The organism is Nocardia mikamii NBRC 108933 (assembly GCF_001613505.1).
Taxonomy (GTDB): Bacteria; Actinomycetota; Actinomycetes; order Mycobacteriales; family Mycobacteriaceae; genus Nocardia; species Nocardia mikamii.
Map to the genome: position 1 here is coordinate 87,794 of NZ_BDCM01000025.1, position 23,318 is coordinate 111,111.

Sequence of the window (23,318 nt, forward strand, 5' to 3'; positions counted from 1 at the left end):
ACGACGAAAGTGGACAGGTGCGCAGCGGATCGGCAAGCGACGAACTACCGGAAGACGATGGCCCCCTGGGCGGTTCGGCCGACCCGGCACCACCATCGTGGTCCTCGATACCGCCCGGCGACCACGGCGTGCGCTTGGTCGTCTGCGATATGGACGGCACCCTGCTCACGAAGGCCGGGACCGTGCCCGACACGTTCTGGCCACTGCTCGAGGTGATGCGTTCGCGCGAAGTGACCTTCGTGCCGGCCAGCGGGCGGCAGTACGCGACACTCGCCGCACTGTTCGAGCAGGCGGCGGGCGGAATGTCCTACATCGCCGAGAACGGTTGCCTGATAGTCCATTCCGGCGTCACGGTATCCGCGACCTGCCTCGATGCCGATACCGTGCAACAGGTCGTGCAGGCGGTGCGGGAAGCGCCCGAAGCCACTGAGCTCGGCTTGGTGGTGTGCGGCCTGGACAGTGCCTATATCGAGCGCACGGATCCGGCGTTCGTCGCCGAGGCGGCGAAGTACTACGCCCGCCTCGAGCATGTCGACGATCTCACCGCGGTGACCGACAAGGTGCTGAAACTGGCGATCTACGACTTCACCGATGCCGAGCGGACAGCCGATCACGTTTTCGGATCCCTCGCCGCACGCGAGCAGGTCGTGGTGTCCGGCAAACACTGGATCGACATCATGAGCCGCGATGCGGACAAGGGGCGCGCGGTGCGGTCGCTGCAGGAGACACTCGGTATCCCACCGGCCCGGACCGCGGTGTTCGGCGATTACCTCAACGACCTCGAGATGCTCGATGCCGCGCGGTGGTCGTTCGCGATGGCCAACGCTCACCCCGACGTTCGCGCCCGCGCCCGCTACCTCGCACCCGCCGACGACGAGGACGGCGTCGTGACGGTGCTGGCGCGGCTGTTCGGTTCCTGAGCACCGAGCGTCACACCGCGCGCTCCTGCGCTCCGGCCACCCGCAGCACCGCGGCGGCCACCTGATCCGGGCATTCGGCCGGCACGATGTGCTCGGAGTCCGCGTCTTCGAACCGGCCGTTCACCCCATCGGCGAATCGGCGTTGGTATTCGCGGACGGTGTCGTGATGCCGAGCGTGCAACCGACTGGCCCGCAGCGCGGAGATGACCACGACCTCGCCGCGCGGCGAAGGCATCGAATTCGCTTCGCGTGCCGGCGATACCCGCGCGGGTGAAACCCTCCCGCAGCATGGTCGCGGACTCGGTCGGCTATCGCCAAGGCACGCTGTGGCTTTCACCCGACGAACTGAACACGAACGTGCGAGGCTGAGCGATATGTCCGAACGTGCGGATGTCTCACCGAATCTCACCGAACAGGGCCGTGGCCCCGCCATCGCGCGATTCGCCACGGAACTGATCGCCTGGGTCGCGGCGCCGTGGGCGCTGGCGTCGTGGTCCGTGGCGGCGGCGGTGATCGCGGTGATCGTCCTGATCGGCGTGCCGTCGATCTTCGCGACCCGCGGTGACAAGAAGCAGGTGCTGGTCGCCGTTCCGGGCTGGGCCACCATCGCGATGATGCTGGTGCTGATCGCCGCGGCGGTGCTGGGCGCCTGGTTCGCCTGGCCGGCCTGGGTTGCCGTCCTCGTCACCGTGCCGGCGGTCGCGACCGTCGGCACCGAGCTGCCGCGCTGGCGGTGGCTGGCCCGAGCTCCCTGAGCCCGAATTCTCTCCCGATACGTTCTGTTTACGCCCGTCGAGGCCGGGTATCTGCGATTTGTTATCGAAGTACGGCCGAACGCGGCAGCGCCTGGATAACAAAAGGCAAAGGGAGAGTTTCACATGATTATTCTGGGAGTCATCCTCCTCGTTCTCGGGTTCGTTTTCAGCATCCCGATCCTCTGGACCCTGGGCATCATCGCCGTCGTCATCGGCGCGATCCTCGCCCTGCTCGGAGCGTTCGGACGTCCGGTCGCCGGCCGCGCGCATTATTTCTAGCGGTAGCGAATTCCTTTCTCCGGAGCGCGTACTTCCCCCGTGCGGGGGAAGTACGCGCTTCGCTGTGCGTCCGCGCGGACCGCATCGCCTCGCACATCCGGGAACAAAACCCGGGTCGGGCATCCTTGGACGGTATACGCCGATCCCGAAGGAGACCCGTAGTGACCGAACTGCTTCCGCTCACCCCGGACGAGTTGCTGACCACCACGCGTGCGGTGCGCCGCCGCCTGGATCTGACCCGGCCGGTGCCGCTGGACGTGATTCGCGAAGCATTGCAGGTGGCGCTGCAGGCACCGTCGGGAGGCAATCGGCAGCATTGGCAGTGGATCGTGCTCACCGATCCGGCGATCAAGGCGCAGGTCGCCGAGCATTACCGGCGCTCACATCTGGCGTACCGGGAAGCCGGAGGCGAACCGGCCGACGAGAGCGCCGCCCGCATCGCCACGAGTTCGGATTATCTGCGTGAGGTGATGGCCGAGGTTCCGGTACTGGTGATCGGGGCGATCAGCACCGGTGGCACCACCGCGCTGCCCGAGAACCAGGCCGGCCTGTGGGGGTCACTGCTCCCGGCGGCGTGGAGCCTGGCGCTGGCATTGCGCGCACGCGGCCTCGGAACCGCTTGGACGACACTGCATTTGCAGTACGAGCGCGAGGTGGCGGAGATTCTCGGCCTTCCCGACGACGTCCGCCAGGGCGTGCTACTCCCGGTCGCCTACACCAAGGGCACCGACTTCCGCCCCGGCCCACGTGTGGATCTGGATTCGGTCCTGCACATCAACGGCTGGTGACGGCGGCCGGACTCTCGCCGGACGACGTTCGAAGCCACCGGGTTCCCGGACGATGTGACACAACCCATACGCCGAAGGTGCGGAAAATGTTGTGGCGCTTCGGGTTCGGGGTAGGCCGACCGGTAGTACCGACAGATCGCGGAAGGAGAGAGCTCGTGAACGTTTCGATCACCGCTTCCCACCGTCGCCGCCGGGCCACGACGAGCGAACCCGAGGACGCCCGGTCGGCCGTCCTCGTCCTGATGGTCTGGGCCGCATTGATCGTCGCGGCCGGCGTGCTGCTTGTCTCGCTCTAGCCGACGCGAACGGGAGCCGGCGTTTGCCGCCGGGCTGTCGAGGTAGTCCGCCACGAACCTGGAGAAAGGACGGATTCATGTCCCATCCGAATCATCCGCACGACGACGATACCGACGAACCGCGAGGTGGGCGGCCCGGGCCGGTGGACGAGGGCGACAACGGCGGGATGGCGACCCGGGAGGTCGCCGACGATGTCGGCACCGAGGACAACGCCCAGGAACCACCCGACTGATCCGCGCCCCGATCCGCGACGGCAGCTCGGTCAGAAACGGTCGGCGACACCGGCCACCGAAACTCGCAAATGCTCGAGGAGCAGGGCGGCGACCCGGTCGGAGGCCTGTTCGGGCAACCAATGCGAGCCGCCGTCGAGGGCTTCGTAGCGATACGCGCCGGTGACGTAACGCCCGCACGCCTGCGCCGCGGACCGTGTGACGTAACGGTCCGCGGTGCCCCAGCAGAACAGCGTGGGGACGTCGACGGAGCCGACCGGGCGGCGTAGCGCGAACGGAAGTCCCCGGTACCAGTTGACCGGGCCGCGCATGTCCCGTCGACGCGCCGCCCGTGCCGCGTACCGGTTCGCGGAGTCCGGATCGAGCCCGGTGCGGAGCAGGGCCTGGCGCATCGCCCGGCCACCCTGTGCGGAGAGCACGAGTTCCGGTAACCACGGCAGCTGACAGGCGGCCATGTACCACGACCGCAGGGCTTGGCCGCTCGTGACCATGGCGCGCGCGAAGGCCATGGGATGCGGCACCGACAGGGCGGTCAGCGACATCAGCCGCTCGGCAGCGACGGCCCGGGCGAGCGCGGCTCCCCAGTCGTGGCCGACCAGATGAAAGCGTTCGGCACCGGCCGCGTCGGCCAGGGCGTACACGTCACCTGTCATGCGCGCCGTGGCATATGCCGACCGCGTGGCCGGGCGCGCACCCGGTGAGTAGCCCCGCAGATCCGGTGCCAGTACGCGATAGCCCGCCGCGGTGAGGGCTGTCGTGATCGCATCCCAGCAGTGGCGATCCTCCGGAAAACCGTGCAGCAGGATCACGGTTTCCGGCGTTCCGCTGCCGGAGGTCGGTGGCGTGTCGCTGACGTCGAAGACGAATCCGGCGTGCGTGAACGTGTCCATGTCCGTGCCTTCCCCTGACTGTGCGCGAACGACAACCGCGAGCGCGGCGCCGGTCGACGCGGTGCCGACAGTAACGGGCCGCAGGGGCCGCGCTCATCCACCCGCGGACGGATTCCCCGACCGACCGGAGGACGAGGTCGGCGGGATCGTCGCCTGCGTCGTGTGGACGATCCTGAATGCGCCGATGTCGTGTGACGACGCTCGATGCGCAGTCACGTCGCTTGTCGCCGACGTGCTTGCGCTCTCTCCCCCGCGTCGTCCTCGCCCCGGTTTTCGTCGTCGTGCTCGTCGCCGGATTCGTCCTCGTCGGTGCCCGGGAAGAAGTGCCGCACGATGCGGTCGACGAGGAAGCCGAGGACGATCGCGCAGGCGATGCCGATCACTGCGGCCAACAGTGGCTGATCGCGCAGCCAGCGCCCGAACGCACTGGCGATCGCCACCGAGTACGCCGCCCAGCTGATGCCTCCGATAACCGTCAGCGGTACGAATTTCCGGCGCGGATATTCGGTCGCCCCGGCGGTCATGTTGACCGCGATGCGACCGACCGGGATGTAGCGGCCGGTGATGATCAGCAGGGCCGCGCGTTTGTCGAGCATTCCGCGCGCCCAGTCGAATGCCCGCCGGATCTTCGGCTTGCGCATCCACGCGAATCGATCCGTGCCGATCGCGCGGCCGATCGTATAGGCCAGGTTGTCGCCGATGATCGCGCCGATCGCGGCGGCGACGAGCAGCAGCCAGACCGAGGGATTCCCGGTCGAACTGCCGATGGCGGCGAGTGCGGCGATCACCGATTCACTGGGGACCGGCGGGAAGAAGGCGTCGATGACGCAGACGCCCAGCAGCGCGAAGTACACCCACGGCGACCCGGCCGCGCCGGTGACGAGATCCTGCAGTTGGTTCATGCCATCGACACCCTTCCTGGTCTGCTGGCGAGTGCCCAGGATCTCGCCGGTCACACGGCGGTGCTCGGGTTCGTGCGGCAGATCGTGTCCGGCATCGGGGATTTCGACCGTCCGGCAAGCGCGGGCGCCGCTCGTCCAGCGGCGCGCGCCGGTCGATACCGCGCAGTACCAGGGTAGGCACCTGCGGCGTCGAGAAGTCTTGTGCGGGAGCCTGTTCCGGAGCGCCGAGCAGAACCACTCCGGAAATGTGTCCGAGGACCGCCGCATCGGAGGCCATCGCCACCACCGCGGTGCCCGCACCGAAGGAACGGCAGAACAGGACGAGCGGCAGGTGCGGGTCTGCGGCGTGGGCGAGTCAGGTTAGGCTAACCAATGTGATTGGGAGCACGCAGGGGACTCGGGCGGGACGATTCGCGCGGCAACGAGCCGATCCCGCCGCACCGCACAGCCAGGGCACGGCGAGCACGGCGCCCACCCGCGACGGACGCCGGCTGTACTACATGCACCGGCCCGGGCGAGACGACCATCGTTCGGCCCTGGTCGTTTTCGAGAGCGGACTCGCCTGCACCCGCTCCTACTGGGCGGCGGTGCAGCGCGAATTCGACGACTACGCGGCGACCGTGGTCTACGACCGCAGCGGTCTGGGCCGCAGCGCCCCCGACAGCGCACCGCGCGAACTCCGGCGCCTGGCCGACGACCTCGTCGATCTGCTCGATCACCTCACCGAACGCTTCGCCGCACCGCGCCTCGTGCTGGTCGGCCACAGCTGGGGCGGTCCGATCGTGCGGGTCGCCGCCGCGGACCGGCCCGGCCGGATCGCGGGCACGGTCCTGGTCGACCCCACCGACGAATTCTGCGACCACCTGTTCACCGCGTCGTCGCGGCGAGCGGCCCGAACCGGACAGCGGCTCAGCGCCGCGCTCGCACGGATCGGCGCACTGCGACTGGCCTACCGCGACACCCTCACCGCGCTACCCGCCGATGCCCGCGCCGACTTCCGCGCCGAAGGCTTCACATCGGCGGCGATGCGAACCCGCGCCGCCGAACTCGCCAGCCACACAGCGGATCTCGAACAATTGCGCGACGCCGGTCCCGACCGCCCTGATGTCGCGGTCACGATCGTGTCCGCCGACTCCCCCTCCGTCGGCATCTCGGCGCGCTCCCGTGCCGCGATCAACGCCGCACACCAGCGGCGCGCGGCACGGCCGCACGGCCGACATGTCGTCGCCGAGCACTGTGGGCATATGGTGCCGACCCAGCGGCCCGGGCTCGTCGCCGCCGAAATAGTCCGGATCATCGACGAATACGCACCGCGGGGTCGAACTACCGGGTGACTTCCGGCAGCGGCGGGGTATGCGCGAATCAGGACGGATCCGCCACGACAACCGGGCACCGCGGGCCCGGTCGGAGGAGATGCCGATGGTTTCACACAGTGCCGCCGAAGCGTTGCCGGAATGGGAGGCCTTCGCCCGCGCCGTGCAGGCGCGCCGGCCCGACGCGGGCACCTGGTGCGAGGGCTGGACCGTCCGCGATGTCCTGATCCACAACACCGGTAACGCGGCCGAACTCGCGCGGGTGCTCGCCGCCCACGCGGCGGGCAGCCCCGTGCCGACCCGCGGTTTCGAGGAGCGGGAGGCGCCCTACCGCGCGATGCCGGACGCCGAGTTGTGGGCGGCGTTCGTGGACCGGTGCGAACAACTCGTCGAGACCGCCGAGGTGATCGACACGCTGTCTCCGCTGGAGGCGATCGGCTGGACCGGGCGAACCGTCGCCCCGGACTTCTTCCTCGAACACATGCGTCAGGAGATGGTGCTGCACCGCTGGGATATGACCGGCGACGACGCGACGGCGATCGATATGCTCATGCAGCCGTGGATAACTCGTCACAGCGTGCGCGATGTGGGTCCGCCCTTGCTCGCGCGCGGCAGCAGAGATATCGATTTCGGCCCCGAGGGCCGCATCGAGGGCAGATTGCGGGCGCCGGGCACCGACGACGTCCTGGTCGTCGCCGAGCCGGACGGCAACTCCATCGAATTGGTGCCGCCGCGCGGACGGGCGACCGTGGAAAGCGATCCGGCCGTGCGCGCGCTGTTCCTGTGGGGTCGACGACCGGCCGACCCGACGCGCTGGCACAGTACCGCCGGCCCCGAGGAACTGGGCCGGCTCCGCGCGCTGCTCGGCGGGTATTGAGCCCAGGCCCACCGTTCGGTGTGCCGCCGGGGATTGCGGGCCGTGCGGGCGGGTAGTCCGCGGAGATGGGTGCCGCAACCGATGTCGCCGTGATCGGAGCAGGAATCGTCGGCCTGGCCACCGCGCACGCACTGCGCCGGGCCGGGCTGTCGGTCACCGTGTACGAGTCGGGCCGGCCCGGCGGCGGCCAGTCGGCCGGTCATTCCCGCATCTTCCGCCACGCGCACACCGATCCCCGGCTGGTCGAGATGGCGGTGGCCGCGCGGCGCGTCTGGCGCGACTGGGAAGGCGAATTCGGCACCGAACTGATCTCGCGGGACGGGGCGGTCGCGCTCGGGGCCGGCGTGGCGGACAAGCTGGAGATCCTGCGGCGAACGCCCGGAATCGACGCCCGCGGTATCGACGCCGAGGAACTGGCGACCCGGCTGCCGCCGCTGGCCGACTACGACGGACCGGCCATGCTGGACGCGACCGGGGGCTCCATCCGCACGGTCGCCGCGATCGACGCGCTCACCGAGCGGTTGCGTAATTCGGTGGTCACCGACCACGTCCTCACCCTGCGACACACCACGGCCGAAACCGTCGAATTACGCACCGGCACAACCTGTTCGGACTTCGGCGGCGTCGTCGTCTGCGCGGGCCGCGGCACCGCGCCGCTGGCCCGGACACTCGGCCTCGCCCTGCCGGTGCAGGTGTCCGCACATGTCCGGGTGACCTTCCGCCCGCGATCGGCGCCGCCCGCCACACTGGCCACACTGCAGGACAGCAGCGGCGACTTCGGCGAAACCGGAATCTATGCCGCCGCGTTCCCCGGCAACACTCATTACGCGCTCGGACTCAGCGATTCCGTGCCCAGCAACGACGGCGGCGCGGTCGATCCCACGGCGCTGGCCGGGCTGGCCGAGCGCGCCACCCGCTACGTCCAGCGCGCACTTCCCGGACTCGCACCCGAACCGGAAGGCTACGTGCACTGCTGGGTGACCCGGCTACCGTGGGGTGAGGACGGGCTGGCCGCCTGGCAGGACGGCGGCGCCGCCTTCCTCGCCGGGCACAATCTGTTCAAACTGGCTCCGGTCCTGGGCGCCACGCTCGCCGACAGCATCACCACCGGACAACCCGCCGCCACCCTGGACCCGTCGCGGCGGCTCGGCGATCCCGCCGCCGACCGGTAGTACGTCGCCCGGCACTACAGTCGAAAGTACTTAAGCGCGACAGATTCCCCGTCGCCCGGAACTCCATAACTTTGTGGTCGGAACGTCACCACCACGAAGGAGAATCCCGTGAGCGACATCAACGACCTGGTCGAACGCTACCTCGCCGTCTGGAACGAGACCGATCCCGCCGCCCGCGCCGCGCAGATCGCCGACCTGCTCACCGACGACGCCGAATACACCGATCCGCTGGTGTCGGTGCGCGGCCACGCCGGACTCGACGCCGCCGTCGCCGCGGTCCAGCAGCAGTTCGCCGGACTGGAATTCACTCTCGGCGGCCCGATCGACAGCCACCACGGCATCGCCCGCTTCACCTGGCATCTGGGGCGGCCGGGCGAGGAGCCGCTGGTGATCGGCTTCGACGTCGCCGCGCTCGGCGACGACGGCCGCATCCGCCAGATCCTCGGCTTCCTCGACAAGGTGCCCACCGGCGCCTGATCCCGCTCCCGACACCGACACTCACTCCGCAAAGGATCGATCATGTACTTCACCACCACCGACGGAACCACCCTCGCCTACGAGGATTACGGCACCGGCGAGCCGATCGTCTTCGTCGCCGGCGCCATGCTCAACACCGAGATGTGGGAATACCAGATTCCGTACTTCACCGAGCGCGGCTACCGCTGCATCGCCCTGGACCGTCGCGGCCACGGCCGCTCGGACCGCCCGTCCACCGGCTACGACATCGACACCACCGCCGACGATCTGGGCGCCCTGCTCGATCATCTCGACCTGCGCGGCGCCACCCTGGTCGGCCACTCCACCGGCGGCGCTGAGATCGCCCGGTATCTGGCCCGCCACGGTGAAAGCCGCGTCGCCCGAGTGGTTTTCCTCGCGGCGATCCTGCCCTTCATGAAGGCCACCGACGACAACCCCGGCGGCATCCCGGAAGCCATGCTGGACGCGCTGGTCGCCAGCATTCGCACCGACCGCGGCCGGTGGCTGGCCCGCCAGTCGCAGATCTACTTCAACAGCCACCTGAATCCCGACGTGTCGCCCGAACATATCGACATCACCTACCGTCAGTGCCTGTCGACCGCGCCGTGGGCGACGCTGCACATGCAGCAGGCGGTCTTCCACTGCGACAACCGGGAAGCGTTGCGCGCCATCACGGTTCCCACGCTCATCGTGCACGGCGCCCTGGACTTCTCCGCGCCCGCCGAGGTCACCGGCCGGCGCACCGCGGAGCTGATGCCGGAGGCCGTCTACAAGGAGTACCCGACCGCCGGTCACGGTCTCTACACCTCACATGCCGCCGAGTTCAACAACGATCTCCTGGAATTCGTCAAGGGTTGAGCGAAACCCTCTGTCCCGCAGCACGATCCCCGAGGAACACCCATGTCCACACCCACCCTGCCCGCCCATGGCACCCGCCCGGCGAGCGCACCGCCCGCACGGGCCACCCTGCTCGTCCTGCTGGCCGGGATCTTCATGGCCACACTGGACTTCTTCATCGTCAACGTCGCCATCCCCGACACCCAGGCCGATCTGCACGCGAGCAGCGCCACCATGCAGTGGGTGGTCGCCGGTTACGGCCTCGCGGTCGCGGCCGGACTGATCACCGGCGGACGGCTCGGCGACCTGTACGGCCGCCGCCGGCTCTACGGCCTCGGCATGGCGGTGTTCACCCTCGCCTCTGCGGCCTGCGCGCTGGCCGGTGACGCCGCCGAACTGGTCGTCGCCCGGATCGCCCAGGGGGCCGGGATGGCGCTGCTGATGCCGCAGGTCCTCGGCATCATCAGCGTGGTGTTCACCGGCACGCGCCGGGTGCGCGCGTTCGCCGCCTACGGGCTGGCCATGGGCCTGGCCGCGGTCTTCGGCCAGCTCATCGGCGGGCTGTTGATCCAGGCCGATCTGTTCGGACTGGGCTGGCGCACCATCTTCTGGATCAACGTGCCGGTGGGTGCGCTCACCCTCGCGGTGCTGGCACGGCTGGTCCCCGAATCACGCGGAGACGGCGGGACCCGGCTGGACCGGCTCGGCGTCGGCCTCGTCGCGACCGCGCTGGCGGCGGTGGTGTTGCCGCTGATCCAGGGCCGAGAGCAGGGCTGGCCGCTGTGGACCTGGCTCTCACTGGCCACCGCCGCCGCGCTGATCGCCGTCTTCGTCACCGCCGCACGGCGATCGGCGGCCCGCGGCGGGGAGCCGCTGGTCGATCCCGCGCTGTTCGCCGAACGCTCGTTCGCGGTCGGTTCGACGATCGCACTGAGCTACCAGATGACCATGGGATCGTTCTTCCTGTTCCTGGCGCTGTATCTGCAACAGGGACGCGGCCTGTCGGCCCTGGGCTCGGGCCTGTTGTTCCTCGCGCTCGGCGGGGCCTACCTGCTCACCTCGATGGTGTCGGAGCGGGCGGCCGCCCGGCTCGGCCGCCAGGTCGTTGCGGTCGGCGCGGTGCTGCAGGCCGGCGGATATCTGCTGCTCGCGATCACCGCGCACGAGCTCGGCGCCGACGGCTCGGTGCTCGACCTGCTGCCGGGGATGATCGTCGCGGGCGCGGGTATGGGTCTGGCGCTAGTACCCATGCCGGGCATCGTGCTGGCGGGCGTGACACCGCGGCACGCCGCCGCGGCGGGCGGCGTGCTGGCCACCGCGCAGCAGGTCGGCGGCGCGATCGGGATCGCGGTGGTCGGGATCGTCTTCTACGACCGGCTCGCGGCGCCCGGCGGATTCGCGTCGGCCTTCGTCGCGAGTCTGGTGCCGATGGCGCTGCTGTGCCTGCTCACCGCGGCACTGGTGCAGCTGCTCCCCGGCACACGCCTCCGGAAGTAGAGATCGCAGCCCCGGTGGTCACACCACCGGGGCTGCGGCATGTCCGCGATCGTCAAAGCAATTGATCCGCAATGGTTTTCAGCTCACCGCGCGAGGTCACTCCGAGTTTCGGATAAGCCTTGTAGAGGTGGTAGCCGACGGTGCGGTGACTGAGGAACAGCTGGGCGGCGATATCGCGATTGGACAGGCCCCGGGCGGCGAGGCGAGCGATCTGCAACTCTTGCGGGGTGAGCCCGGTGACCGCCGCGCTCGACCGCGAATCCGGTTGTCCGCCAGGCCCGCTCGGCGCGGCACCGGTGGCGACGAGTTCGCTGCGGGCGCGTTCGGCCCACGGGCGCATGCCGATGCGGTCGAACATGTCCAGCGCCTCGGTCAGCACCGTTCGCGCCTCGCTCTTGCGGCGGGCCCGGCGCAGCCACTCGCCGTAGAGTTGCGCGGTGCGCGCGTATTCCACCGGACGTTCCTCGCGATCGTGCAGCTTCAGCGCCCGCGTATAGTGGGTCTCGGCGCTGTCGTCGTCGGACAGCAGTGCGCGACAACGCAATACGAGCGCCTCGGCCCACGGCTGCCGCACCTCGGCGGCCCAGTCGGCGAGCCGATCGGCGTGGGGTGCGGCCCGGTCGGCGGCCCCGACCCGCACCGCCGCCTCGACCAGATCGGGTATCGAACGCATCGCGCACAAATGATGGCGCAACGGGTCCCGGGTCAGCCGCTCGAAGCGCGACAGCGCCGATTCGGCCCGGCCCGAACCGAGGTCGAGCAACCCCAGCGACCAATGCGCCCACGCCGCGCCGGGCGAGACGGATCCGGGCGTGCTGTCGGCGAGTCCGGCCTCGGCGTAGTGCCGGCACCGGTCCTCGTCGCCCTCGGCGGCATGGATATGCGCGAGAACGCTGCTGAGCTGGCTGACCCATTGGCGCTGGCCCAGATCTGCGGCCAGACGCAGCGCCTCGGCCGCGGTGGTTCGCGCATCGCGCAGACGACCGGTGAAGATCTCCACTTCGGCGGCGAAGAACAAAGTGGTGGGCAGCCGGCCGGCGGCACCGGCGCCGCGGTACTCCCGGCTCAGCGCCTCGGCCGGCCCGTAGACGGCGGCATCCTGGCCGCAGGCCATCGCCACGCCGCACAGCATCAGCCGCACCTGATCCGGCACCTGGCCCCGCCGCGCGGATTCTTCCAATGTCCGTGTCAATTCCGTTGGTGCGCCCGCGGTGTCGCGGCGATCCAGGACGCTCGCCATATAGGTCACGACCGGGTGCAGCGGATCGGTGTCGGCCAGCGGCACCGCGGTCAACTGCGCCACGCAGTCGCGGACATACCGTTCCCCCAGATACCAGCCGGTGTGCAGGGCCTGGATCAGGATGGTCGCCGCCAGCGCGGGATCACGGCCGGCGACCTGCGCGGCGCCCGTGCGCAGCAATGCGTCCGCCTCGGCGAAACGGCCCTGCCAGAAGTGGGCGAGCCCTTCGACGTGCGCGACCCGAGCCCGCAATTCCGCTGTCGCACCGGCTCTTCCGGCCACACGGCGCGCGAGCGCCGCGGCACGTTCCAGATCGCCCGCGTTCAAGGCCGATTGGGCGGCCAGCGCCTCCCGATGCGCGCGCAGCCCGGAGTCCGCGGTGAGCCGGGCGGCGCGTTCGTAGGCCGCGGCGGCCGCCTCGTGGCCACTGCGGGCGAGCGCGCGCGCAGCGGTATCCTCCAGGGCCGCAGCGACTTCCGCGTCCGGGCCGGTGGCCGCCGCGGCCGCGTGCCAGGCACGGCGGTCCGCGTCGGCAGGGCCGTCGAGCGCGGCCGCCAGCGCGCGGTGTGCGGCCACTCGCTGTCCCAGCGGCGCTCGCTGATAGACGGCGGCGCGCAGCAGCGGATGACGGAAGGCGATCGTCTCCGCCGTCTCGCCGCGCACCAGCAGTCCCGCCTCCTCGGCGGGGGCCAGATCGTCGAGTCCGGCGCCGACGGCGGCCGCGGCGCGCAGTACCGCCGACACTTCGCCGGACTCCTCGGCCGCGACGATTAGCAGCACGTCCTGCGTCGATTTCGGCATCCGGCTGACCTGTCCGTGGAAGGCCAGTTGCAGGCGGTCGGTCAACGCCAGCGCACCGGGATGGGCCGCGCCGGGACGTCCGTCGCGTGTGGAGCCGGCCAATTCGAGCAAGGCCAGCGGATTGCCCTGTGCCTCGGACAGGACCTGCCGGCGCACCCCGGCGGGCAGTTCGCGGCGGTCGAGCAGCGCGGCCGCGGCCTCCGAGTCCAGCCCGGCGATGCGGCGTTCGGGCAGATCCGCGGACCGCGCGAACGCGGCACCGTCGCGGGCGGCGAGGATGATCACGACCCCCTCGGCGTACAACCGCCGGGCGGCGAACAGGATCGTGTCCAGCGAGGCCCGGTCGAGCCATTGCGCGTCGTCGATCAGACAGACCAGCCCGGTATCGCCGGCGTATTCGGTGAGCAGCGACAACACCGCCAATCCGACCAGCATCGCATCCCCGCCGGGATCGTCGCCGAGGCGCAGCGCCGCCTCCAGCGCCGCCCGCTGGCGCGCGGGCAGGGCGGGCAGATGCGCGACCGCCGGCCGCAGCAGCAACTGCAAACCGGCGAACGGAAGTTCGGCCTCGATCTCCACCCCCGCCCCGCGCAGGACCCGCAGGTCGGCGCCGAGATCGGCGGCCTGGTCGAGCAGGGCGGTCTTACCGATTCCGGGTTCGCCGCGCAGCACCAGCCAACCGCTCTCCCCCGCGCGGGCCCGGTCCAGCAGGGCGGCGATGGCTGCGGTATCGGCCGCCCGCCCGTACAGCTCAGCCATGGCACCGCGCCACGAATCGGATCACGAACACCGGACCGATCATCGCATACCGACCATCGCCGGTATTCCCACGTGCGCGCCTCCCGCCGCGGCCACCGGTTCGACAGCAGAATGCAGGTCATGAGCGATTGGAACACCGCGATCATCGAGGAATTTCGAGCCAACGAGGGACGCGTCGGTGGCGATTTCGAGGGCGCGCCGATGGTGCTGGTGCATCATCGCGGCCGCAAATCCGGCCGCGAACTGGTGACACCGATGATGTATCTGGCCGACGACGAGAACCCGGACAGCATCTATGTCTTCGCGTCGAAGGCCGGCGCGCCGACCAATCCGGACTGGTACTACAACCTGACCACCGCCGGGACGACGGAGATCGAACGCGGCACCGACCGCTACCCGGCGGCGGTCACCGAGGTGACCGGTGAGCGCCGCGACCGCATCTTCGCCGAACAGGCCCGCCGCTATCCCGGATTCGCCGGCTACGCCCGCAAAACCGAGGGGATCCGCACCATTCCGGTGCTGGAACTGCGGCGCGCATAGCCTGCCCGGCACTCGTCCGCCACCATGGCGGCGGACGAGTGCCGGCCATCGCCGGTCACGCGGATTCGCGCACCGAGTCCACCGGAACTTCTTCTCCCCCAACGGGTTGCGCGCGTGCGCTCCGCTCGAGCGCGGCCAGGGCGAACGCCGCCAGCGCCCCGATAGCGGCGAACCCGGCCCACACCACCGCGTCGAGTCCGGCCGACCGAGCGGCGTCCAGCACCACGCCGGTGACGAGGTTGCCGGTCAGGATTCCGACTCCGACCACCGTGTTGTAGAACCCGTAGTGCGTGGCCACGAGCGCGCCGCCGGACAGCGAGACCACTGTATCCATCTCGAACGGGAACACCGCCGCGGTCCCGGCCGCGAGGATCGCCGCCGACATCAGCAGCGCCGCAACGGCAGCCACCGTGCCGAAGGGGCGCGGGCCCGGCACCAGCAGCAGCGGGAGGAAGGACGCGGCCAGTACCCCCATGCCGACCACGAGGCCGCGGCCGGTCCCCCACCGGCGGCGGAACCATGCGGTGATGCGTAGCTGCCCGGCCACCGCGACCACGCCCGACACCACGAACAATGCCGAGGTCAGTGCCTGCGCGTGGCCGGGGCTCAAATATCCGGCCTGCAACGGCAGCGCCAGATAGACCTGGAACGACAGCACATACGAACCGATCATCGCGACCGCGAAGGCCAGGAAACGGCGATTGGCCAGTACGGTCCGCCAATCCTGGAGCACCGTCGTGCGCACCGCGGGCTCGCTCGCCCGTCGCGGCGGCAACGCGAACAGTTGCGCGAGGGTCAGCACGGCGAAGACCACGGCCGCCGCCGCGGCGGTCACGCGAAAGTCGGTCACCAGCAGGGCGAGTCCGGCCAGCGGCCCGACGAGGATGCCGGCCTGATAGAAGATGTTGAATACCGCGAACGCCTCCACGCGGCGCTCACCGGTCTCCGCGGCCAGATACGCGCGCACCGCCGGATTGAACAGCGCACCGGCGAAACCCGTTGCGGCCGAGGCGATCAGCAGCATCGGCAGCGAGGTGGCGAAGATCAGCAGCGCGAATCCCGCGGTGCGCAGCAGACATCCCGCCACGATGAGCGGTTTGTAGCCGAGCCGGTCGGCGAGCGTGCCACCGACGAGGAACATGCCCTGCTGGGAGAAGTTGCGCACGCCCAGCACCAGTCCGACCGCCCACGCCGCCAAGCCGATCGGGCCTGCGAGATATCCGGCCAGGTACGGCATGAGCATGTAGAAGCCCAGGTTGATGCCGAACTGATTGACCATCAGCAACCGGGCCGCCGGGTCGAAGCTGCGGAATCGGGCGAGGACACTCATGCGGCGGGCTCCGGGTCGAGGGTGCGGGGGTCGACGACGGTGGTGCAGCGCGTCCACGACGTCACCACTCGGTCGGCGGGATGGCCGATCGTGTCGGGTTCGACGGGCGGATCGGCATCGAGCAGGCCGTGTTCGTCACAGTAGGCGTCGTTGTAGACGGTGTCGGCGTAGCGATGCGGCCCGTCGGGAAAGACGGCGGCGATCCGGGTGCCGGTGTCGTGCACACGCGCGGCCCAGCCCGCCACCAGCGCCACCGCGCCGACACTCCAGCCGCCGCTGGCGTGGTGGGTGGCGGCCAGCGTCCGGCATGCCCACACCGCTTCCGCCGGTGCCACCCAATGGATTTCGTCGAAGGCGTCGTAGTCGACGTTGCGGGGGTGGATGCTCGAGCCCAGCCCGCGCATGAGACGCGGCCCGGCCGGTTGGCCGAAGATCGTCGAGGCCACGGTGTCCACGCCGATCAGCCGCAGTCGCGGATTGTTCCGGCGCAGCACCCGGGCGACGCCCGCGGAGTGTCCCCCGGTCCCGACCGCGCATACGAGAACGTCGATGCGGCCCAATTGCTGCACCATCTCCAGGGCCAGCGATTCGTAACCGTCCACATTGTCGGGATTGCTGTACTGGTCGGGGCTCCAGGCGTCCGGCTCGGTGGCCAGCAATGCCGCGACCCGATCGCGGCGCGCCTGTTGCCAGCCGCCGGCCGGATGCGGTTCGGTGACTGTCTCCACTCGTGCGCCGTAGGCGCGCAGCAGTCGCACCACCATCGGTTCCATTCCGGGGTCGGTGACGACTGTCACCGGATGCGAGTACACCATCCCCGCCAGCGCGAGCCCCAATCCCAGAGTGCCGCTGGATGATTCGACGATGCGCGCACCCGGCCGCAGATCTCCGCGGCGTTCGGCGCTGCGCACCATGTGCAGCGCGGGCCGGTCCTTCATGCCGCCCGGATTGGCGCCTTCGAGTTTGGCCCAGAAGCCGCGACCGCGGCCGCTCAGCGGTTCGCCGATCCAGAGCACCGGCGTATTGCCGACCAGGCCGCGCGGGCGGTGCGCCGGGGTCGGCGCTGCCGGGATCGGCTGCGGGTGGTCGAGCACGATGTCGTCCATGACTGTCGCTTTCGGTATCTCCGCCCGAATGCGGGCGGTACGGATGCGGGCAGCGGACACCGGCCACCGGCACGAGCCGGCGGCCTGTCGCTGACCGATCAGCGGCGGGCGATACCGAGATGCGTCAGAATGTCGCGACCGGTGCGGGGCGGCGGGCCCGGCGGCCCGCGCACGGTGGTCGCGCGATGGTGCCGCCGTGCGGCGGTCACCGTAGCCACCGCGTCCCACAGATGGCCGGGCGGCCACAGCTTCGCCGGATCCGCCGGAAGCACCGAATCCAGGACGACGTGCCTGTCGTGCGCACAGCAGTCGTCCCAGGCGGGAAGATGCGATCCGAGATGGGCCGGTGCGGATTTCGGGGCGGCGGACGACGCGGAAGGACCGGCCGTCTCGGCATCGGCGACCGCGCAATCGGTATGCAGCGCAACGAGAGTGAGCAAGGCGACGAAGATCATGGCCGCGACACCCCGCCGCGACCGAAGGACGGAGCTCACCGCATCCGCACCCGCCGCTGGACCGACCGCAGCGGCGAACAGACCCGAGGCCGGAGTCCACGCCGGGTCGGACACCGATCCACCAACCCAGCCTCCTCACCACGATCGCCACTGTCGCGCAACACCTTCGCACGGTGCTGCCGAGCATCGAGCCGAACGTCACCCCACCGCTGGGGAACGCGATCACAGGCTCGATATCATCTACTAAATACGTACGCAACTAGTAGATCATAACCGCCGAAACGGCCGGTGCCGCCAGTCGGGCGACACCTCACAATATACCCCTAGGGGGTAGAAAGGTCGACTACCGGGACCCGGCCGTCCTCACTTCGTGTCGTCGCGCGATTTCTCGGAAAGTCTGGAACCGAGCGTTTTCAATCCGGCCCGGATCCGGGCCTTGGCGGTGGGCAGCGGAATACCCAGATCCTGCGCCACCTCCGGATAGGTGCGACCGCCGTAGAAGGCGAGCAGAATCGCCTCCCGCTGCCGATGCCCCAGCCGGTGCACCTCCCCCGCGACCGAGCGCTCGTCCAGCCGCTGCGTCACCTCGTCGAACACCACATCACATTCGGGCTGATACTGACCGCGACCGAATGCGCGCTCCCGATCCGCCATCGATTGCTCCGAGCGCACCCGGTCGACGGCACGCCGGTGCGCGAACATCATCAGCCAGGCCATCGGGCTGGCCCGCCCGGCGTCGTAGTCGCCGGCCGCGGACCATGCCTGCAGATAGACCTCCTGGCTCACTTCCTGAGCCAATCCGGGACTGCGCAGAATCGCGGTCAACCGGGCCATCAGGCGGGCGTTGGTGCTGCGATAGAAGGCCGCGAAGGATTCGGCGTCCCCCGCCGCGGTCTTGTGCAGCAAGGTAGCCAGTTCCGCTGCCGTGACGGTGGTCGAACTGCTCTGACGGTAACGCTGATCGATGTCCATCGCACACCGTTTCGTTTCGCGGGATAGTCGTTACCTGCGGTGAAAATCGGCTAGGTTGCCGAACCGCCTGGTCAATCCTTGCGTCGCAGAGCGCCGATGCTCGCGGCCGAACGCGTGATACCCGATCCGAGCCGCTGGAACCGACCGATCGCTGCCGTCACAATCAACGACATATCTAGCATCGAAATCTGAGTGCCAGATGTTAACCACAAAAGTGGAACAATCTCGAGAACGTCGTAATTCCGCGATCGAGGCCCGCTGCGGGCTGCAGATGATTCGGTAGCTGCCGCGCTCTGGATTCGCTGCCACTTGGGTGGCGGAAATCCGAGCCCGAACGTTGTCACACACCGCCGCAACGGCACGATACACGGGTCCAGACAGCCGCGTAGGCCGGATCCCCTGATCCGGCCTACGCTGTCGAGTCCGTCTGTCGCGATTCGGGTCAGCGACCGCCGTGACTGTGCTGACCACCGGCCTGCTTGGCCGCGGTCGGCTGCGCCTGGGCGCCCTTGCGCCCCGCTTCGCGCGGATCGGCGGCGTTGCTCCGGCCGAAACTACCCGTGCTCGCCTGGCCGCCGCGGCGAGCCTGTTCCTCGGTGTCGCTGCGGTTGCCGAACTGTCCGGGATTGTGCTGGTCGGCCATTGCGGACCTCCTTCACAGTAGGGACTTCTTCGAACGCGGCCGGTGTGCTCTCCGGCCACATCAGAGGCACTACCCGGGGCTCCCCGGTCTATGCAGCGGTATGCCGATGGATTGCGAAGGCACTGGTGACACACGCAAATATCTTGCGGTGCCGGGCAATTCGGGCACGTCGGCCGACGCCCCCGCCGATCACACGGCCGCGGGATCGAGCACCACCTTCACCATGCCGTCGGCCTTGCGCTGGAAGTCGTGATACACCCGCGGCGCCTCCGACAGCGGAAGCCGATGAGTGGCAAAGGTTTCCACACCGAGCGGATCACCGTCCCGCAACAGCGGAAGGATGTCGCCGGCCCATCGCTTGACGTTGGCCTGACCCATCCGCAGCTGAATCTGCTTGTCGAACAGGATGCGCATCGGCAAGGGGTCGGCCATGCCGCCGTAGACCCCGGACAGCGATATGGTGCCGCCGCGGCGCACGATATCGATCGCGCTGTTCAATGCCGCGAGCCGGTCGATACCGACGGTGTCCATCAACTTCTGCGACACCATCGCCGGCAGATAGCCGGCCGAGCGCTGGGCGAACTCCGCGACGGGCGATCCGTGGGCCTCCATACCGACCGCGTCGATCACGCTGTCGGAGCCCCGTCCGTCGGTGCGGTCGCGGATCACATCCCCGATCGGGGCACCGATCTGTTCCAGGTCGATCACCTCGATACCGCGGTCGGCCACCCGGCGCAGTCGTTCCGGCACCCGGTCGACACCGATCACGCGATATCCGCGATGGGCCGCGATCCGGCACGCCATATCCCCGATCGGGCCCAGTCCCAGCACCACGACCGAGCCTCCGTCGGGCACGCCGGCGTATTCCACCGCCTGCCACGCCGTCGGCAGAACATCGGACAGATACAGGAAGCGGCTGTCGTCGGGTCCGGCCGGAATCGGGATGTGGGTGAAATCGGCATGCGGGACCCGCAGGTACTGCGCCTGGGCGCCGGGCACCTGCCCGTAGAGCTTGGAATAGCCGAACAAGGCTGCGCCGCTGCCGTATTCGCGCACCTGCGTGGTCTCGCACTGCGTCGGCAATCCGGTATCGCACATGACACAGTGCCCGCACGCGATCTGGAACGGCACCACCACTCGATCGCCCACCGCCAGCGACCGCACGTCCGAACCGACCTCGACCACCACCCCTATCGGTTCGTGGCCGAGCACGTCACCGGCGCTCATATACGGGCCCAGCACCTCGTAGAGGTGCAGATCCGACCCGCACACTCCGGAGGAGGTCACCGCGATGATGGCATCGGTCGGTTCCTCGATCCGCGGGTCGGGCACCTCGTCCACCGAAACCTTGCGCCGGCCCTGCCATGTCACTGCTTTCATCGTGTCACCTCGATCTGCATCTGTGCTGGATACGGCCACCGTCGGCCTACCCGCCGCCCGGGTGGCCAAACGAATCCGGCACGCCGCCGGCGGTTTGCCGCGGGCGATTGCGGGCACGCGAAGCACATGGCTGGAAACGAATCCGACGAAGACCTGCTCACCCCGACCGAGGGACTGGATTCCGACGATGTGGGCAACGACGACGGCGACGAGATCGTGGAACCGCCCGACGACTGGTCGGGAGTCGACAGCTACGGCATGACGGCCGGCGAACAGCGCACGGAACGCCCGCTGTCCCAACGACTGGCCGAAGAAGAGCCGGATGTGGGGGCTGGGCCTTCCGCGGAGCCGACGCTGCCGGAATCCGGTGCGACCGAAGGCCTGGATTCGATCCGCACCGGATCACCCGAAGGCGCCAGTGACGCCGAAGCGGTCGAGGAGATCGTGCGGCGCGAATCCGGCACCGGCGACGACTCCTACTTCCCGCTTCCCGACGAGTAGCGGCTCAACCGGGGGTGGCTGCGATCGCGGGACCGGCCGCGTCGTACGGCCCGGCCGCGTCGTAGGTGGCGCGGCTGACCGCGCTCACGACCGTCGAATGGATCGGTAGTTGCCGGGTCAGCGCATCCAGCGCGGCGATCCGCATGATCGTGTGCGACTGGGTGACCAGGCACAGATGCACGCCCGCGGACCGGTAGTGCTCGGCCTCGCGGGCCAGCATCAGCAGGGCGCGCCAGGACAGGAAGCTCAGGCAGCTGGTGTCGATCACGACGATGCGCATACCGCTTTCGGCAGCGGAGCGGATGCGCTCTCTCCATCCGGGCATGGTGTAGCTGTCGGCCTCACCGCGGAACGACAGCACCAGCGCCGGGCCGCGGGTACGCACGACTGCCGACAGGCGCGCCTCGGCGAGGTGAGGTGTGCCGGATTCATCGGCGGTGGGTACGGGACGTAATTCGGCGCTCGAGCTCATTGAGGTCTCCAACCGGAGCCGAGGGCAACGGGCGCGAGCCCGCTGCGGGCGTCCTACCACATGAAGACCGACCCGCCCTACCTTCATAACAGAGACGAAGCGGTCTGTACAGCCGAAACGGCGTAAGCCCAGCTCCAGCGCGTGCGCCACCACCGCCGCGGGAACGGAACGAGGCCCGGACCGGGCGCATGTGCCGCACCGGTCCGGGCCTCGCGACGAGGTTTATCCCGGACGAGATCAGTGGTCGAAGGCGTCCTTGACCTTCTCGCCCGCGTCCTTCAGGTTCGACTTGGTCTGATCGGCCTTGCCCTCGTTCTTCTTGTCGGGATCGCCCGTGGCCGCGCCGAGCTTCTCCTTCGCCTGACCGGCGGCGTCCTCGAGCTTGTTCTTGGCCTTATCGATGGCACTCATACCGTGCTCCTTCCGAATTGCCGGACCACCCGCACGATGCGGGTCGCATCGGAGCGATAACCCCGCAGATCCGGGTCAAACCTGCGGCCGGCCGTGACGAAGATCCACGCCGAACACCGTTTGTCGAGGCGGCGAACGGTTATCCTCCGACCGTGCCTCTGCCGGTCGTGGTGGGAGAGTGAAAATGCTGCGTACTACCTTCGCGGTGCTACGAGCCGGGCGGGTCGCGCCTTGGACGCGTTCGCCGTTGATGCGCCGTGCCGACCGCCTCGAGCAGGCGCTGCGACTCGCACTGGTCATGAGCGCGCTGGCCGCGGTGCTGCTGGCCGTCGTCGCCGGCACCGCGCAGTACCGGGCCGAACTCGCCGCCATCCACGCCGACAACGCCACGAAAACGGCTGTGACAGCCGAGGTTACGAGCGATCCGATCCGGATGCCGGCGCCCAACGGCATGTTCGCCGATCAGCTCCGCGCCGAGGCGCAGTGGAACCGGGACGGGCATCCCGGCCAGGCGATGGTCGACGTCGACGGCACCACGCATCGCGGCGACCGAATCCCGTTGTGGCTCACCGGTCCCGGCGATCCCACCACACCTCCGGTCGCCGACGACGCCGCCGTCGCCAAGGGCATCGCCACCGGCACCGCCGCCCTGCTCGCCTGCTGGGCACTGGCCTACGGGCTGGCCCGATGCGCCGGTTACGCCCTGGACCGGCGCCGGGCCGGCGAGTGGGAACGCGAATGGCGGCAGATCAGCCCGCAGGTGGGACACGGCCACTCCTGATCGGCCACGTCGATGGGCCGGCGCCTCAATCCGGCAGGCGTCGCATCTCGATCAGCGTCAGCCCCAAAGCGTCGATGCGCGCCAGCACGCTGCGCATCGCGGTGTAGTCCTCGAGCGGGCCGAACAGCGTGGTGGTACCGGGCGCGGCCACGGTACTGCGGGCCAGTTCGGGAAATTCGGCGCAGATGTCGCCGGACAACTCGCCGTCGACGGAGAATTCGTAGCGCACCGCACCGCCTCTCGATCACCGGCGCCGTACGGCTCAGGCCAGGGCTCGGCTCTTCAGCTGCTCGAATTCCTGTGCGGTGATCGTGCCCTCGTCGAGTAGTCGTTTGGCATCGGCGATCTGGGTGGCCGAATTGGTTCCGGCCACGTCCTTGATGTAGGCGTGCTGTGCCTGCTCGGCCTCTTTCGCCGCCCGCGCCGACCGCTGCGCCATACCACCGCCGCGCACGATCAGATACACCAGCGAGGTGAGCAGCGGCAGCACGAACAGGAACACCACCCACACCGCCTTCACCCAGCCCGAGGTGCCGCGATCCCGGAACAGATCGGTGAAGATCCAGAACAGCAGCACCAGATACGCGGCGAACGCGAAACTCATGATGATCAGCCAGAACACATCCCACACGGGCATGACGTCTCCTCGATGACAGCGTCCGGCTTCCTCCGAACGGCTTCCCGCCACCGCAT

29 protein-coding genes are annotated in these 23,318 nt (G+C 69.3%); 15 read left to right on the top strand and 14 right to left on the bottom strand.

The features are described from left to right. Nucleotides 1-17 precede the first annotated feature (17 nt). Nucleotides 18-920 carry a Cof-type HAD-IIB family hydrolase gene (locus NMI01S_RS31340; protein WP_245717106.1) on the top strand — a complete coding sequence of 301 codons (903 nt, stop codon included), beginning with the start codon at nt 18-20 and terminating at the stop codon, nt 918-920. A 10-nt stretch (nt 921-930) separates the two neighbouring features. On the opposite strand, the gene NMI01S_RS31345 is transcribed toward NMI01S_RS31340, so the two are convergent. Further along, entirely contained in the window at nt 931-1,155 is a 225-nt protein-coding gene (locus NMI01S_RS31345) for a hypothetical protein (RefSeq protein ID WP_063002344.1), read from the bottom strand. A 139-nt stretch (nt 1,156-1,294) separates the two neighbouring features. Here NMI01S_RS31345 and NMI01S_RS31350 point away from each other — a divergent pair, with 139 nt between their 5' ends. The 5 genes from NMI01S_RS31350 (at nt 1,295) to NMI01S_RS35480 (ending at nt 3,271) form a co-directional block, all read left to right on the top strand. Next, on the top strand, nt 1,295-1,675 hold the full coding sequence (locus NMI01S_RS31350; RefSeq protein ID WP_174554594.1) for a hypothetical protein: 381 nt from the start codon (nt 1,295-1,297) through the stop codon (nt 1,673-1,675). A 123-nt stretch (nt 1,676-1,798) separates the two neighbouring features. Beyond that, a complete protein-coding gene (locus tag NMI01S_RS35475; protein ID WP_086007330.1) occupies nt 1,799-1,954 on the top strand; it encodes a hypothetical protein in 156 nt (51 codons plus the stop codon). Between the two features lie 161 nt (nt 1,955-2,115). Further along, nucleotides 2,116-2,742: a nitroreductase family protein gene (locus NMI01S_RS31355; protein WP_063002345.1), complete on the top strand. Its 627-nt coding sequence runs from the start codon at nt 2,116-2,118 to the stop codon at nt 2,740-2,742. A gap of 155 nt (nt 2,743-2,897) precedes the next feature. Further along, a complete protein-coding gene (locus tag NMI01S_RS35180) occupies nt 2,898-3,038 on the top strand; it encodes a hypothetical protein (protein WP_157126457.1) in 141 nt (46 codons plus the stop codon). Nucleotides 3,039-3,115: 77 nt separating this feature from the next. Beyond that, nucleotides 3,116-3,271, top strand: coding sequence for a hypothetical protein (locus NMI01S_RS35480; RefSeq protein WP_167669968.1), 156 nt, complete (start codon nt 3,116-3,118; stop codon nt 3,269-3,271). A gap of 30 nt (nt 3,272-3,301) precedes the next feature. Here NMI01S_RS35480 and NMI01S_RS31360 read toward each other — a convergent pair whose 3' ends face one another. Both NMI01S_RS31360 and NMI01S_RS31365 read right to left on the bottom strand, forming a co-directional pair. Continuing rightward, the gene (locus tag NMI01S_RS31360; RefSeq protein ID WP_063002346.1) at nt 3,302-4,159 is read right to left on the bottom strand and encodes an alpha/beta fold hydrolase; all 858 of its coding nucleotides are present in this window, start codon (nt 4,157-4,159) and stop codon (nt 3,302-3,304) included. A 212-nt stretch (nt 4,160-4,371) separates the two neighbouring features. Then, nucleotides 4,372-5,061 (bottom strand): DedA family protein, encoded by a 690-nt coding sequence (locus NMI01S_RS31365; RefSeq protein WP_063002392.1) that lies wholly within the window; start codon nt 5,059-5,061, stop codon nt 4,372-4,374. Nucleotides 5,062-5,435: 374 nt separating this feature from the next. Between NMI01S_RS31365 and NMI01S_RS31370 the strand changes: the two genes are divergently transcribed. From NMI01S_RS31370 to NMI01S_RS31395, 6 genes are all read left to right on the top strand, one after another. Continuing rightward, nucleotides 5,436-6,395, top strand: a complete 960-nt coding sequence (locus NMI01S_RS31370; RefSeq protein ID WP_218021172.1) for an alpha/beta fold hydrolase — start codon at nt 5,436-5,438, stop codon at nt 6,393-6,395. Between the two features lie 85 nt (nt 6,396-6,480). Further along, entirely contained in the window at nt 6,481-7,251 is a 771-nt protein-coding gene (locus tag NMI01S_RS31375; RefSeq protein ID WP_063002394.1) for a maleylpyruvate isomerase N-terminal domain-containing protein, read from the top strand. A gap of 65 nt (nt 7,252-7,316) precedes the next feature. Continuing rightward, the gene (locus NMI01S_RS31380) at nt 7,317-8,423 is read left to right on the top strand and encodes an NAD(P)/FAD-dependent oxidoreductase (RefSeq protein WP_063002347.1); all 1,107 of its coding nucleotides are present in this window, start codon (nt 7,317-7,319) and stop codon (nt 8,421-8,423) included. Nucleotides 8,424-8,531: 108 nt separating this feature from the next. After that, a complete protein-coding gene (locus NMI01S_RS31385) occupies nt 8,532-8,900 on the top strand; it encodes a nuclear transport factor 2 family protein (RefSeq protein WP_036507740.1) in 369 nt (122 codons plus the stop codon). Nucleotides 8,901-8,942: 42 nt separating this feature from the next. After that, the gene (locus NMI01S_RS31390) at nt 8,943-9,758 is read left to right on the top strand and encodes an alpha/beta fold hydrolase (RefSeq protein ID WP_063002348.1); all 816 of its coding nucleotides are present in this window, start codon (nt 8,943-8,945) and stop codon (nt 9,756-9,758) included. 42 nt (nt 9,759-9,800) lie between these two features. Further along, nucleotides 9,801-11,234, top strand: a complete 1,434-nt coding sequence (locus NMI01S_RS31395; protein WP_063002349.1) for an MFS transporter — start codon at nt 9,801-9,803, stop codon at nt 11,232-11,234. A 52-nt stretch (nt 11,235-11,286) separates the two neighbouring features. Here NMI01S_RS31395 and NMI01S_RS31400 read toward each other — a convergent pair whose 3' ends face one another. Beyond that, complete coding sequence (locus NMI01S_RS31400; protein WP_063002350.1) at nt 11,287-14,034, bottom strand: ATP-binding protein; 2,748 nt, start codon at nt 14,032-14,034, stop codon at nt 11,287-11,289. 111 nt (nt 14,035-14,145) lie between these two features. Between NMI01S_RS31400 and NMI01S_RS31405 the strand changes: the two genes are divergently transcribed. Next, nucleotides 14,146-14,574: a nitroreductase family deazaflavin-dependent oxidoreductase gene (locus NMI01S_RS31405; RefSeq protein ID WP_063002395.1), complete on the top strand. Its 429-nt coding sequence runs from the start codon at nt 14,146-14,148 to the stop codon at nt 14,572-14,574. 55 nt (nt 14,575-14,629) lie between these two features. Here the strand turns inward: NMI01S_RS31405 and NMI01S_RS31410 are convergent, their stop codons facing one another. The 6 genes from NMI01S_RS31410 to NMI01S_RS31435 form a co-directional block, all read right to left on the bottom strand. Beyond that, nucleotides 14,630-15,904 carry an MFS transporter gene (locus NMI01S_RS31410; RefSeq protein ID WP_063002351.1) on the bottom strand — a complete coding sequence of 425 codons (1,275 nt, stop codon included), beginning with the start codon at nt 15,902-15,904 and terminating at the stop codon, nt 14,630-14,632. Further along, nucleotides 15,901-17,010, bottom strand: a complete 1,110-nt coding sequence (locus tag NMI01S_RS31415; RefSeq protein ID WP_063002352.1) for a PLP-dependent cysteine synthase family protein — start codon at nt 17,008-17,010, stop codon at nt 15,901-15,903. Before NMI01S_RS31415 ends, NMI01S_RS31410 begins: the two co-directional genes overlap by 4 nt. 98 nt (nt 17,011-17,108) lie before the next feature. Then, the gene (lpqS, locus tag NMI01S_RS31420) at nt 17,109-17,579 is read right to left on the bottom strand and encodes a putative copper homeostasis (lipo)protein LpqS (RefSeq protein ID WP_063002353.1); all 471 of its coding nucleotides are present in this window, start codon (nt 17,577-17,579) and stop codon (nt 17,109-17,111) included. Between the two features lie 249 nt (nt 17,580-17,828). Beyond that, a complete protein-coding gene (locus NMI01S_RS31425; protein ID WP_063002354.1) occupies nt 17,829-18,437 on the bottom strand; it encodes a sigma-70 family RNA polymerase sigma factor in 609 nt (202 codons plus the stop codon). Nucleotides 18,438-18,879: 442 nt separating this feature from the next. Continuing rightward, nucleotides 18,880-19,080, bottom strand: coding sequence for a hypothetical protein (locus NMI01S_RS31430; protein WP_063002355.1), 201 nt, complete (start codon nt 19,078-19,080; stop codon nt 18,880-18,882). 189 nt (nt 19,081-19,269) lie between these two features. Then, on the bottom strand, nt 19,270-20,460 hold the full coding sequence (locus NMI01S_RS31435) for an alcohol dehydrogenase catalytic domain-containing protein (protein ID WP_063002356.1): 1,191 nt from the start codon (nt 20,458-20,460) through the stop codon (nt 19,270-19,272). Nucleotides 20,461-20,586: 126 nt separating this feature from the next. Here NMI01S_RS31435 and NMI01S_RS31440 point away from each other — a divergent pair, with 126 nt between their 5' ends. Continuing rightward, complete coding sequence (locus NMI01S_RS31440) at nt 20,587-20,961, top strand: hypothetical protein (RefSeq protein WP_063002357.1); 375 nt, start codon at nt 20,587-20,589, stop codon at nt 20,959-20,961. Nucleotides 20,962-20,965: 4 nt separating this feature from the next. Here the strand turns inward: NMI01S_RS31440 and NMI01S_RS31445 are convergent, their stop codons facing one another. Beyond that, complete coding sequence (locus NMI01S_RS31445) at nt 20,966-21,433, bottom strand: STAS domain-containing protein (protein ID WP_063002358.1); 468 nt, start codon at nt 21,431-21,433, stop codon at nt 20,966-20,968. A 237-nt stretch (nt 21,434-21,670) separates the two neighbouring features. Next, nucleotides 21,671-21,844: a CsbD family protein gene (locus NMI01S_RS31450; protein ID WP_030518399.1), complete on the bottom strand. Its 174-nt coding sequence runs from the start codon at nt 21,842-21,844 to the stop codon at nt 21,671-21,673. Nucleotides 21,845-22,028: 184 nt separating this feature from the next. Between NMI01S_RS31450 and NMI01S_RS31455 the strand changes: the two genes are divergently transcribed. Beyond that, on the top strand, nt 22,029-22,625 hold the full coding sequence (locus NMI01S_RS31455; RefSeq protein ID WP_157126458.1) for an Rv1733c family protein: 597 nt from the start codon (nt 22,029-22,031) through the stop codon (nt 22,623-22,625). A 25-nt stretch (nt 22,626-22,650) separates the two neighbouring features. Here NMI01S_RS31455 and NMI01S_RS31460 read toward each other — a convergent pair whose 3' ends face one another. Together NMI01S_RS31460 and NMI01S_RS31465 are read right to left on the bottom strand one after the other, a co-directional pair. Then, nucleotides 22,651-22,854 carry a DUF8691 family protein gene (locus NMI01S_RS31460; protein WP_063002360.1) on the bottom strand — a complete coding sequence of 68 codons (204 nt, stop codon included), beginning with the start codon at nt 22,852-22,854 and terminating at the stop codon, nt 22,651-22,653. A gap of 33 nt (nt 22,855-22,887) precedes the next feature. Next, a complete protein-coding gene (locus NMI01S_RS31465; RefSeq protein ID WP_063002361.1) occupies nt 22,888-23,262 on the bottom strand; it encodes a PLDc N-terminal domain-containing protein in 375 nt (124 codons plus the stop codon). Nucleotides 23,263-23,318 lie beyond the last annotated feature (56 nt).

What these genes read in the sequence shown, in the direction of transcription:
- NMI01S_RS31345 (WP_063002344.1), bottom strand. Translation starts at nt 1,155, where the DNA reads ATGCCTTCGCCGCGCGGCGAGGTCGTGGTCATCTCCGCGCTGCGGGCC.
- NMI01S_RS31350 (WP_174554594.1), top strand. Translation starts at nt 1,295, where the DNA reads ATGTCCGAACGTGCGGATGTCTCACCGAATCTCACCGAACAGGGCCGT.
- NMI01S_RS35475 (WP_086007330.1), top strand. Translation starts at nt 1,799, where the DNA reads ATGATTATTCTGGGAGTCATCCTCCTCGTTCTCGGGTTCGTTTTCAGC.
- NMI01S_RS35480 (WP_167669968.1), top strand. Translation starts at nt 3,116, where the DNA reads ATGTCCCATCCGAATCATCCGCACGACGACGATACCGACGAACCGCGA.
- NMI01S_RS31360 (WP_063002346.1), bottom strand. Translation starts at nt 4,159, where the DNA reads ATGGACACGTTCACGCACGCCGGATTCGTCTTCGACGTCAGCGACACG.
- NMI01S_RS31365 (WP_063002392.1), bottom strand. Translation starts at nt 5,061, where the DNA reads ATGAACCAACTGCAGGATCTCGTCACCGGCGCGGCCGGGTCGCCGTGG.
- NMI01S_RS31375 (WP_063002394.1), top strand. Translation starts at nt 6,481, where the DNA reads ATGGTTTCACACAGTGCCGCCGAAGCGTTGCCGGAATGGGAGGCCTTC.
- NMI01S_RS31380 (WP_063002347.1), top strand. Translation starts at nt 7,317, where the DNA reads ATGGGTGCCGCAACCGATGTCGCCGTGATCGGAGCAGGAATCGTCGGC.
- NMI01S_RS31390 (WP_063002348.1), top strand. Translation starts at nt 8,943, where the DNA reads ATGTACTTCACCACCACCGACGGAACCACCCTCGCCTACGAGGATTAC.
- NMI01S_RS31395 (WP_063002349.1), top strand. Translation starts at nt 9,801, where the DNA reads ATGTCCACACCCACCCTGCCCGCCCATGGCACCCGCCCGGCGAGCGCA.
- NMI01S_RS31400 (WP_063002350.1), bottom strand. Translation starts at nt 14,034, where the DNA reads ATGGCTGAGCTGTACGGGCGGGCGGCCGATACCGCAGCCATCGCCGCC.
- NMI01S_RS31405 (WP_063002395.1), top strand. Translation starts at nt 14,146, where the DNA reads ATGCAGGTCATGAGCGATTGGAACACCGCGATCATCGAGGAATTTCGA.
- NMI01S_RS31410 (WP_063002351.1), bottom strand. Translation starts at nt 15,904, where the DNA reads ATGAGTGTCCTCGCCCGATTCCGCAGCTTCGACCCGGCGGCCCGGTTG.
- NMI01S_RS31415 (WP_063002352.1), bottom strand. Translation starts at nt 17,010, where the DNA reads ATGGACGACATCGTGCTCGACCACCCGCAGCCGATCCCGGCAGCGCCG.
- NMI01S_RS31425 (WP_063002354.1), bottom strand. Translation starts at nt 18,437, where the DNA reads ATGGACATCGATCAGCGTTACCGTCAGAGCAGTTCGACCACCGTCACG.
- NMI01S_RS31430 (WP_063002355.1), bottom strand. Translation starts at nt 19,080, where the DNA reads ATGGCCGACCAGCACAATCCCGGACAGTTCGGCAACCGCAGCGACACC.
- NMI01S_RS31435 (WP_063002356.1), bottom strand. Translation starts at nt 20,460, where the DNA reads ATGAAAGCAGTGACATGGCAGGGCCGGCGCAAGGTTTCGGTGGACGAG.
- NMI01S_RS31440 (WP_063002357.1), top strand. Translation starts at nt 20,587, where the DNA reads ATGGCTGGAAACGAATCCGACGAAGACCTGCTCACCCCGACCGAGGGA.
- NMI01S_RS31445 (WP_063002358.1), bottom strand. Translation starts at nt 21,433, where the DNA reads ATGAGCTCGAGCGCCGAATTACGTCCCGTACCCACCGCCGATGAATCC.
- NMI01S_RS31450 (WP_030518399.1), bottom strand. Translation starts at nt 21,844, where the DNA reads ATGAGTGCCATCGATAAGGCCAAGAACAAGCTCGAGGACGCCGCCGGT.
- NMI01S_RS31455 (WP_157126458.1), top strand. Translation starts at nt 22,029, where the DNA reads ATGCTGCGTACTACCTTCGCGGTGCTACGAGCCGGGCGGGTCGCGCCT.
- NMI01S_RS31465 (WP_063002361.1), bottom strand. Translation starts at nt 23,262, where the DNA reads ATGCCCGTGTGGGATGTGTTCTGGCTGATCATCATGAGTTTCGCGTTC.